Origin of the sequence: Micromonospora sp. MP36 (assembly GCF_008119785.1) — a bacterium.
Taxonomy (GTDB): domain Bacteria; phylum Actinomycetota; class Actinomycetes; order Mycobacteriales; family Micromonosporaceae; genus Micromonospora.
Map to the genome: position 1 here is coordinate 1 of NZ_VSFA01000169.1, position 9,823 is coordinate 9,823.

The following is a 9,823-nucleotide window of genomic DNA, read 5'->3' on the forward strand; positions in this document are numbered from 1 at the left end:
TCTGTCCGCGTTGCAGGCTGCCGGCGACGCGCAGGGCCGGATCGGCTGGACGGTGAGCGTGGATTCGATGACCAGTCGCGTCCACCAGCACGCCGCTGGCGCCCGCACCGATGGGCATCTGCAGAAGGAACCCCCCGGCGGTGTGCACGACGAGCCGGCCGATCACGCGCTGGGCCGATCGAGGGGCGGGCTGACCACCAAGACTCATCTTGCCTGCGAGCAGGGACAGAAGGTCCTCTCCCTGATCGTGACCGCCGGGCACCGTGGTGACAGCCCGCAGTTCATCCCTGTCCTGCGCCGCATCCGCGTGAGCCGCCTCGGTGTGGGCCGGCCACGTACCTGCCCCGACCTGGTCTTGGCCGACAAGGCCTACACCAGTCGCGGCAACCGCAGATACCTGCGCTCACGTGGGATCAAGGCCTGCATCCCCAGGAAGAAGGACCAGGACGCCCACCGCAAGGCCAAAGGCTCCAAGGGCGGGCGCCCACCCGCGTTCGACCCCCAGCTCTACCGGCTACGCCACGCCGTCGAGAACGGCATCAACCGGCTCAAACGCCACCGCGGCATCGCCACCCGCTACGACAAGCTCGCGGTCCGCTTCCAAGCCGTCCTGACCATCGCCATCATCACCGAGTGGCTCTGACCGGCTTATGAAACACGCCTTAGGCTCGGGCGATGCCAAACCCATCCCTCGACCGCGGTGTGCTCCTGCTGGCACAGGGCGACGATCTCCAGGTTGACTGGGTCACCGGCTCCGCCGACGCCGGATCGCCCTGCACCCCCGCGACCCGGTTCCAGATCGCCTCGATCAGCAAGCAGATGGCCGCCGTCGCGGTGCTGCTCCTCGCCGAGCGGGGCGCGCTGCGCCTGGACGATCCGATCAACCGTTGGCTGCCGGACCCGCCGGCGGCCTGGTCCGGGATCACCCCGCACCACCTGCTTACCCACACCTCCGGCCTGGGTCATTGGGAGGAATACCCGATGATCGACCTGGCCGGGCCGGCCGAGCCCGACAAGCTGCTGGCCGTCTTCGCCGGCGTGCCGCCGCTGTTCGCCCCCGGCGCCGGCTGGCACTACAGCAGCCCCGGGTACGTCCTGCTGGCCCGGGCCGTCGAGCGCGCTTCCGGCCGCCCGTATGCCGAGTTCCTCGCCGAGGAGGTCTTCGCGCCGCTCGGCATGACGGACAGCTTCGCCGGCGACGCCGCCGGGCGGGACGACGTGGCGGTTGGGCACGAGGGCGGCCGGCCGGCGCCGTCCTGGAACCTGGACACGGTGAGCATGGGCGCCGGGGACGTCTGGTGCACGGGTGCCGACCTGCTCACCTGGCTGAACGTGCCACGCCGGGGCCGGCTGCTCGGGCCCGCCGCGGTGGCCGCCATGATCAGCCCGCATGCGCCGACCGGCCGCCCCGGCGAGGCGTACGGCTACGGCTGGTTCGTCGGCCCACTGGCCGGGGAGCGGGCGGTCCACCACTCCGGGGACAACGGCGGCTACAAGGCGTTCGCGGCCTGGTTCCCCGACTCCGACCGCCGCCTCGTGGTGCTGACCAACCAGGCCGAGATCGACCCCGCGCTGCTGAAGGCGGAGCTGGAATGAGTCGAGGGCGCGCCGGCCGGGGTGGTCGGCGCGCCCTCGGGCAGGCTCACGTCAGGCGGTGAAGCGGATCCGCCGCCGTCGGGTCACCACGAGGAGCACAGCGCCGGCCGCCACCAGGGCACCGGCCACGGCCGCCATGACGCCGGCCGCCGCGCCGGTCACCGGCAGGCCCGGGCTCGGCGCCCCCGCCACCGCCGCCACCGCGGTTTCTGCTCGGGGGCGTAGACGGCCTCCATCTCCAGGTCGAGGTCGGGCAGGGTGATCGACAGTCGCGCCGGGTGGTCGGCCCGGCCCGGTCCTGCCGTCGCGTAGCGTCTGGGGCATGTGCGGGAGCAGACGGTGACCCGGATCGTGGCCGGGACGCTCGGCGGTCGGCGGATCGCCGCGCCGCCCGGCGCGGGCACCCGGCCGACCTCCGACCGGGTCCGGGAGGCGCTGTTCAGCGCGGTGCAGGCCGAGCTTGACCTGGCCGGGGCGCGCTTCGCCGACCTGTACGCCGGCTCCGGCGCGGTCGGCCTGGAGGCGCTTTCCCGGGGCGCGGCGCACGTGCTGCTGGTGGAGTCGGACGCCCGGGCGGCCCGGGTGATCCGGGAGAACATCGCCACGCTGCGGGCCGTCCCGGCCGCCCGCCTGGTCACCGGCAAGGTGGCCGGCGTGCTCGCCGCCGGACCCGACGGCGGGCCGTACGACGTGGTCTTCGCCGACCCGCCGTACGCCGTACCCGACGAGGAGATCACCGCGCTGCTGGCCGCGCTGGTCGACGGCGGCTGGCTGACCCCGGACGCCCTGGTGATCGTGGAGCGGTCCAGCCGCACCGGGCCGGTCAACTGGGTGGAGGGCATCACGCCGGAGCGCAGTCGCCGCTACGGCGAGACCACCCTTTGGTACGGTCGCCGATCATGAGACGTGCGGTCTGTCCCGGCTCGTTCGACCCGGTCACCAACGGACACCTCGACATCATCGGCCGGGCCAGCCGGCTGTTCGACGAGGTGATCGTCGGCGTGCTGATCAACCAGTCGAAGCAGGGGCTGTTCACCGTCGAGGAGCGGATCGACATGCTCCGCCAGGTGACGGCCTCCTACGACAACGTGCGGGTCGAGTCGTTCCGCGGGCTGCTGGTCGACTTCTGCCGCGCCCAGCAGGCCAGCGTGTTGATCAAGGGTCTGCGCGCGGTCAGCGACTTCGACTACGAGCTGCAGATGGCCCAGATGAACATCGGCCTGGCCGGCGTGGAGACCCTCTTCATGCCGACCAACCCGCTCTACTCCTTCCTCTCCTCCAGTCTGGTCAAGGACGTGGCCAAGTGGGGCGGCGACATCTCGGCACACGTCCCCGACGTGGTCCGCGAGCAGTTGGTGGCCCGCCTCACCCCGGACGCCCGGGCCTGACCGTTCGCCGCGCCCTCGTCGAGGGCCCGACGCCCTGGCCCGGCGCCCGTCGGGCGGCGCGCGACGCGCCGTGCGGGGGTGGACCGGCGCGGCGTGGAGCGGGCGCGACATGATGTGTGCAGCGCCGAATTCGGGCGCAGGCCGCATCATGTAGGTCGGCCGACGAACGACAGGAGTGAGGTACCGGTGGACCCGCTCGATCGCATCGATGAACTGATCGCCATGGTGGAGCAGGCCCGCTCCGTCCCCATGTCGCGCAACAACTGCATGGTCGACCGGGGCGAGATGATCGCCGCCCTCGACGAGCTGCGCGTCGAGCTCCCCGCCGACCTGCGCCGGGCCGCCGCGCTGCTGGAGGAGCGGGACAAGATCATGGAGGCCGGCAAGCGCGAGGCCGATCGGATCATCAGCGAGGGTGAGGCGGAACACGCCCGCCTGGTCTCGGTGAACGAGATCACGGTCTCCGCCGAGCACGAGGGCGCCCGGATCATCGCCGAGGCCCGCGCGGAGGCACAGCGCCTCCGCGACGAGGTGGACGACTACGTCGACACCGCGCTGGCCAACTTCGAGCAGTTCCTGACCCGGGCACTCGCCTCGATAGAGCGCGGCCGGGACAAGATGCACGCGCTGCGCGAGATCGGCACCTTCGGCGGTGACGAGGCGGACCGGCCGCTACCCTTCTGAGCGACGCCCGGGCCGGCAGCCGACAGCCGGCACCCGGTGGGGCCGGGGCGCACCACGCCCCGGTTCGACGGTCCGGCGGTCGCCCAGGTAACCTTCTTTGTCGGCCTCTCACCGGCCGGAGTCTGACTATGCCCAAACACACGCCTTCTCCACTCAACCCCAGGTCGCCGCTGGTCCTCGACACGAGGGACCTGCCGCGTCGGCCTGGCGCGTTGCGTACGGTCAAGCGGGTCGTGCCGGCACCGGAGGACCTCGGCGTGGAGTTGATCGGTGTGCCGGCGGGCGCGGACCTCGACCTCGACCTGAGGCTGGAGTCGGTGTCCGAGGGTGTGCTCGTCTCCGGGACCGTCAGCGGTCCCATCAAGGGCGAGTGCAGCCGTTGCCTGCGTGAGATCGACGACTCGGTGGTCGTGCCGATCCAGGAGCTGTACGCGTACGAGAACAGCACCACGGACATCACGACCGACGAGGACGAGGTGGGCCGGATGCAGGGCGATCTGATCGACCTGGAGCCGGCGCTGCGGGACGCGGTGGTGCTCACCTTGCCGACCAACCCGCTCTGCCGGGAGGACTGCCCAGGCCTGTGCCCCGACTGCGGGGTGCGCTGGGACGAACTGCCGGCCGACCACAGTCACCAGCAGGTCGACCCGCGTTGGGCTGCCCTGTCGCAACTGACCCGTAAAGAGGAGTAACAACCGTGGCCGTCCCCAAGCGCAAGATGTCGCGCAGCAACACCCGGGCCCGTCGGGCGCAGTGGAAGGCCGCGGCGGTCGCGACCGTGGCCTGCCCGCAGTGCAAGTCGCCGAAGCTGCCGCACGCCGCCTGCTCCGTCTGCGGCACCTACAACGGCCGCCAGGTCCTCGAGGTCTGACCTGGACGCCGAGTGACGTCCCCGACCACAGGTCGGGTGGCGCGCGCACCCTGGCTCACGCCCGGTGCCCCGGCTCCCTCCGCCGCCGGCCGACCCCCGGCCGGCGTCCCGACGGAGCCGGGCACCGCGCGGATCGCCGTCGACCTCCTCGGCGGGGACGATGCTCCCGCCGTCGTGGTTGACGGCGCTCTGCGGGCCGTACGCACCGACCCTGACCTGCACCTGCTGCTCGTCGGACCGACCGAGGTCGCCGACGGGCTGATCGGCGCGCTCACCCCCGAGCAGCGTGCCCGCGTCACGGTCCGCCCGGTGCGGACTGTCGTGGGCATGGCCGACCACCCCACCGCCGCCCGCGCGGAGAGCACCGTCCAGGCGGCCGTCAGCGCCGTCCGCGACGGGTTCGCCGACGCGCTCGTCTCCGCCGGCTCGACCGGCGCCACCGTCACCGCCGCCGCCCTCGGCCTCGGCCGGTGGACCGGGGTGCGCCGGCCGGCCCTGGTGGCCACCCTCCCCGCCGTGGCCGGCCCGGTTGTGCTGCTGGACGTCGGCGGCACGCTCGAACCCCGTCCCGCCACCCTCGCCCGGCACGCCGTGCTCGGTGCCGCGTACGCGGCCGTGGCGCACGCTGTCGCCGCGCCCCGGGTCGGGCTGCTCTCCGTCGGCACCGAGGCGGGCAAGGGCGACCGGCTGCGCCGGGCCGCCGATCCCGCCCTCGCCGCCGTGCCGCTGCCGTGCGGCGCCCGCTACGTCGGCCTCGTCGAGGGGTACGACGTCTCCCTCGGCGCGCGCGCCGACGTCGTGGTCACCGACGGGTTCACCGGCAACGTGCTGCTCAAGGCGATCGAGGGCGCGTACGCGATGGCCGGCGGGCCCCCGGCGAGCGGCGGCGCCCCGCGCGCGGCGGCCCTGCTCGGGGTGGCCGGCACGGTGGTCGTCTGCCACGGCGCGGCCCGGCCCGACGACGTGGCCTCCGGCATCGCCCTCGCGGCCCACCTGTGGCGCAGGGGCGCCACCGACACCGTCGCCGCCCTGCTCGACGGCGTACCGCACGATTTCGCACCTGACCGAACCGACACCGAGGTAGCACCATGACCAACGACAAGCGGCGGCGGGCTCCCGTCGGCCACCTGGAGGCGGCCTTCGGGGTGTCGCTCGACCCGGAGCTGCTGGAGCGCGCCCTGACCCACCGCTCCTACGCGTACGAGAACGGTGGGCTGCCCACCAACGAGCGGCTCGAGTTCCTCGGCGACTCGGTGCTCGGGGTGGTGATCACCACGGCGCTCTTCCACAACCACCCCGACCTGCCCGAGGGGCAGCTCGCCAAGCTGCGCGCCAGCGTGGTGAACATGCGCGCGCTGGCCGACGTGGCGCGCGGTCTCGGCCCGGCGGGGCTGGGCGCGTACCTGCTGCTGGGCAAGGGTGAGGAGACCACCGGCGGCCGGGACAAGGCCAGCATCCTGGCCGACACCTTGGAGGCGCTGCTCGGCGCGATCTACCTCCAGTACGGCCTGGACACCGCGGCCATCGTGATCCACCGGCTGTTCGACCCGCTGATGGCCGAGTCGGCCGGCCGGGGCGCTGCGCTGGACTGGAAGACCAGCCTCCAGGAGCTGACCGCCGCGCTGGGGCTGGGCGTCCCCGAATACCGGATCGAGGGCACCGGCCCGGACCACCTCAAGACCTTCACGGCCTGGGTGGTGGTGGCCGGCAACCGCTACGGCGGCGCCGAGGGGCGCAGCAAGAAGGAGGCCGAGCAGCGGGCCGCCGAGTCGGCCTGGCGGACGCTGACCGAGCAGGCCGAGGCGGAGGCCGCCGCTGCGAAGGCCGCGGCCGAGGGGACCGAAGCGACCGCGGACGACGCGGCCGAGGCGGGCGCCGGCCGTGCCTGAGCTGCCCGAGGTCGAGACGGTCCGGCAGGGACTGGCCCAGTGGGTCATCGGCCGGACGATCAGCTCCGTCGAGGTGCGCCACCCCCGGGCCGTACGCCGGCACCAGCCGGGTGGGGAGCACTTCGCCGACGTGCTGACCGGCCGGACGATCACCGACGTCCGGCGCCGGGGCAAGTACCTGTGGCTGCCGCTCGACAGCGGTGACGCCCTGATCGGGCACCTCGGTATGTCCGGGCAGTTGCTGCTCCAGCCGGTCGGGGCGGCCGACGAGCTGCACCTGCGGGTCCGGTTCCGGTTCGCCGACGACGGGCCGGAGCTGCGCTTCGTCGACCAGCGCACGTTCGGTGGACTGTCGGTGTCCGAGGGTGGCGCGGAGCTGCCCGCGGAGATCGCGCACATCGCCCGGGACCCGATGGACCCGGAGTTCTCCGACGCCGACTTCGTGGCCGCGCTGCGGCGGCGGCGTACCGAGGTGAAGCGGGCGCTGCTCGACCAGAGCCTGATCTCCGGGGTCGGCAACATCTACGCCGACGAGGCGCTGTGGCGGGCCAGGCTGCACGGCGCCCGCCCGACCGACGCGCTGACCCGCCCGGCGGTCAGCCGGTTGCTCGGGCACGTGCGGGACGTCCTCGGCGAGGCGATCAAGCAGGGCGGCACCAGCTTCGACGAGCTGTACGTCAACGTCAACGGCGAGAGCGGCTACTTCGACCGGTCGCTGAACGCGTACGGCCGGGAGGGGGAGCCGTGCCCGCGGTGCGGCGCGCCGATCCGTCGCGAGGCGTTCATGAACCGGTCGTCCTACAGTTGCCCGCGCTGCCAGCCCCGCCCCCGAGGGGCGTTGCGGGGATGACCCTGAGCCGGCTCGGGGTTGCGCCGGTGTGCCCTGTCGGGCGGTTTCCGGCGCGTCCCCCGCTCGTACCCTGAAAAGCCCGTTCTGTCCGGTTGATGGAGCCCCTGGGGCCCGGCCGGCCGGGATCTGCCGGATGGGGGACGAGCCGGGGCCGTTCCCCGATGTCCGGGCGTCGCCCGCTCCCTAGCGTCAGACCGTCGGCACAGGGCCGACGTCTGGAGGGGGAACCCGGGTATGGGCAGGCGACCGGTGACGGTGCGGTTGGCACGGTGGAGTGCGGAGCACCCGTGGCGGGCCATCGCGCTGTGGGTGGTGTTCGTGGCGGTGTGCTTCGTGGGCGGCAACGCCGCGGGCCTGAAGGAGGCGAGCTCCGCCGACCAGGCGACCGGCGAGGTGGGACGGTCCGAGCTGATCATCGACAGCGGCGGCTTCCACGAGCCGGCGACGGAGAACGTACTGATCACGCCCCGCTCCGGGACGCTCGACCAGGCCGCGGCGAAGGCCGCCGCCGACGACGCGGCGGCCCGGCTGCGGCAGGTCGACGGGGTCGCCTCGGTGGGTACGCCGATGCCGTCCCGGGACGGCGACGCGCTGCTGCTGCCGATCACCATGTCCGGTGACCCGGAGACCGCGTCGGACCGGGTGCAGCCGCTGCGGGACGCCACCGCCACGGTGCAGCAGGCGCACCCGGCGCTGCGGATCGAGCAGGTCGGGGGGCCGTCGATCAACAAGGCGCTCGACGACACGCTGGGGAAGGACTTCAAGCGGGCGGAACTGCTCAGCCTGCCGGTCACCCTGGCCATCCTGATCATCGCGTTCGGCGCGCTGATCGCGGCGGGCGTGCCGGTGCTGCTCGCGCTCTCCTCGGTGGCCGCGGCCATGGGGCTGTCCACCCTGGCCTCGCACCTGGTGCCGGCCAACGACACCACGGCCAGCGTGATCCTGCTGATCGGCATGGCCGTCGGCGTCGACTACTCGCTCTTCTACGTCCGTCGGGAACGCGAGGAACGGGCGAAGGGCCGGTCCGGGCTCGACGCGGTGGAGATCGCGGCGGAGACCTCCGGGCACGCCGTGGTGGTCTCCGGCACCGCCGTGATCATCTCGATGGCCGGGCTGCTGCTCGCCCAGGACGCCATCTTCTCGTCGCTGGCCGTCGGCTCGATCCTGGTGGTCGCGGTCGCGGTGCTCGGCTCGCTGACCGTGCTGCCCGCGCTGCTGGCCAAGCTCGGCCGCTGGGTCGACCGGCCCCGGGTGCCGCTGCTGTGGCGGCTCACCGCCCCGCGTACCGGCCGGCACGGCCAGCCGGCCCGGCCCCGGTTCTGGCCGGCCGTGCTGAAGCCCGCGCTGCGCGCCCCGCGGGCCACCCTGATCGTCTCGGTCGGGCTGCTGCTCGCCCTGGCCGCCCCGGCGCTGGGCATGAAGCTGAAGTTCCCCGGCATGGAGGACGTGCCCCGCACCACGCCCGCCATGCAGGCGTACGACCGGCTCACCGCCGCCTTCCCGAGCAACGGCACCAGCCACACGGTGGCGGTGCGGGCGCCGGCCGAGCAGGCCGACCGGGTGCACGCCGCGCTGACCGACCTGGCCGGGCGGGCCGCCGCCGATCCGCTCTTCGCGCCGGCCGAGGGGGACGGCCCGAAGATCAAGGTGTCGGCCGACCGCCGGGTGTCGGTGCTGGAGGTGGCCACCCCGTACGGCAGCCGCACCGACGAGGCCACCCGTTCGCTGCACGAGCTGCGCACCGACCTGGTCCCGGCGGCGCTGCGCGGCATCCCCGGGATCGAGTACGCGGTCGGCGGCGCCGTGGCCGCCAACGAGGACTACGCCCAGCACATCCGGGAGAAGCTGCCGATCGTGGCCGCCTTCGTGCTGGCGCTGACGTTCCTGGTGATGGCCTGGACGTTCCGGTCGGTGGTGGTCGCGCTCACCTCGATCCTGCTGAACCTGCTCTCCGCCGGCGCCGCGTACGGCCTGCTGGTGCTGGTCTTCCAGGGCGACTGGGCGGCGGGGCCGCTCGGCTTCACCTCGATGGACGCGATCGTCACCTGGCTGCCGCTGTTCCTGTTCGTGGTCCTCTTCGGGCTCTCCATGGACTACCACGTCTTCGTGGTCAGCCGGATCCGCGAGGGCGTTCGGGACGGCCTGCCGAACCGAGACGCGGTGGCGTACGGGATCACCTCGTCGGCGGGCGTGGTGACCAGCGCGGCCATCGTGATGGTCGGGGTCTTCTCGATCTTCGCGACGCTGAGCACCATCGACATGAAGCAGCTCGGCATCGGGCTGGCCGCGGCGATCCTGCTGGACGCCACGATCATCCGGGCCGTGGTGCTGCCGTCGCTGATGACCCTGCTGGGCGACGCCAACTGGTGGGCCCCGCGCTTCCTGCGCGCCCGCTCGGCAACCCCGCCCGCCGAGCCGCCCGCCCCCGCCCCGGAGCTGGTCGGCGCCCACTGACCCGCACGTCCCCACCGGGCCGGGCCGCATCCGCGGCCCCGCCCCCCCCCCCCCCCCCCCCCCCCCCCCCCCCCCACCCCCCCCCCCCCCC

Annotated in this window: 12 protein-coding genes; 11 read left to right on the plus strand and 1 reads right to left on the minus strand. The window is 73.5% G+C overall.

Features of this window, described 5'->3' with window-relative positions; translation table 11 throughout:
- Both FXF52_RS38925 and FXF52_RS38930 read left to right on the plus strand, forming a co-directional pair.
- A partial coding sequence (locus FXF52_RS38925; protein ID WP_148804671.1) for an IS5 family transposase occupies window positions 1-643 on the plus strand: 643 nt, incomplete at its 5' end.
- Window positions 644-675: 32 nt separating this feature from the next.
- A complete protein-coding gene (locus FXF52_RS38930) occupies window positions 676-1,596 on the plus strand; it encodes a serine hydrolase (protein WP_148804672.1) in 921 nt (306 codons plus the stop codon).
- Between the two features lie 51 nt (window positions 1,597-1,647).
- On the opposite strand, the gene FXF52_RS42225 is transcribed toward FXF52_RS38930, so the two are convergent.
- On the minus strand, window positions 1,648-1,797 hold the full coding sequence (locus FXF52_RS42225) for an LPXTG cell wall anchor domain-containing protein (protein WP_187413980.1): 150 nt from the start codon (window positions 1,795-1,797) through the stop codon (window positions 1,648-1,650).
- A 138-nt stretch (window positions 1,798-1,935) separates the two neighbouring features.
- Here FXF52_RS42225 and rsmD point away from each other — a divergent pair, with 138 nt between their 5' ends.
- The 9 genes from rsmD (at window position 1,936) to FXF52_RS38980 (ending at window position 9,732) form a co-directional block, all read left to right on the plus strand.
- Entirely contained in the window at window positions 1,936-2,499 is a 564-nt protein-coding gene (gene rsmD, locus FXF52_RS38940; protein ID WP_148804681.1) for a 16S rRNA (guanine(966)-N(2))-methyltransferase RsmD, read from the plus strand.
- On the plus strand, window positions 2,496-2,984 hold the full coding sequence (gene coaD, locus FXF52_RS38945) for a pantetheine-phosphate adenylyltransferase (protein WP_148804674.1): 489 nt from the start codon (window positions 2,496-2,498) through the stop codon (window positions 2,982-2,984). Before rsmD ends, coaD begins: the two co-directional genes overlap by 4 nt.
- Before the next feature lie 186 nt (window positions 2,985-3,170).
- A complete protein-coding gene (locus tag FXF52_RS38950) occupies window positions 3,171-3,668 on the plus strand; it encodes a hypothetical protein (protein WP_148804675.1) in 498 nt (165 codons plus the stop codon).
- A 128-nt stretch (window positions 3,669-3,796) separates the two neighbouring features.
- Window positions 3,797-4,360 carry a DUF177 domain-containing protein gene (locus tag FXF52_RS38955; protein WP_148804676.1) on the plus strand — a complete coding sequence of 188 codons (564 nt, stop codon included), beginning with the start codon at window positions 3,797-3,799 and terminating at the stop codon, window positions 4,358-4,360.
- Between the two features lie 5 nt (window positions 4,361-4,365).
- Window positions 4,366-4,539 (plus strand): 50S ribosomal protein L32, encoded by a 174-nt coding sequence (rpmF, locus tag FXF52_RS38960; RefSeq protein WP_073832497.1) that lies wholly within the window; start codon window positions 4,366-4,368, stop codon window positions 4,537-4,539.
- Between the two features lie 132 nt (window positions 4,540-4,671).
- Window positions 4,672-5,631, plus strand: coding sequence for a phosphate acyltransferase PlsX (locus FXF52_RS38965; RefSeq protein ID WP_255472846.1), 960 nt, complete (start codon window positions 4,672-4,674; stop codon window positions 5,629-5,631).
- Window positions 5,628-6,428, plus strand: coding sequence for a ribonuclease III (gene rnc / locus FXF52_RS38970; protein WP_148804678.1), 801 nt, complete (start codon window positions 5,628-5,630; stop codon window positions 6,426-6,428). The genes FXF52_RS38965 and rnc overlap by 4 nt, the downstream gene beginning before the upstream one ends.
- Entirely contained in the window at window positions 6,421-7,278 is an 858-nt protein-coding gene (gene mutM, locus FXF52_RS38975) for a bifunctional DNA-formamidopyrimidine glycosylase/DNA-(apurinic or apyrimidinic site) lyase (protein ID WP_148804679.1), read from the plus strand. Before rnc ends, mutM begins: the two co-directional genes overlap by 8 nt.
- 234 nt (window positions 7,279-7,512) lie before the next feature.
- The gene (locus tag FXF52_RS38980) at window positions 7,513-9,732 is read left to right on the plus strand and encodes an MMPL family transporter (RefSeq protein WP_148804680.1); all 2,220 of its coding nucleotides are present in this window, start codon (window positions 7,513-7,515) and stop codon (window positions 9,730-9,732) included.
- The last annotated feature ends 91 nt before the right edge of the window (window positions 9,733-9,823 follow it).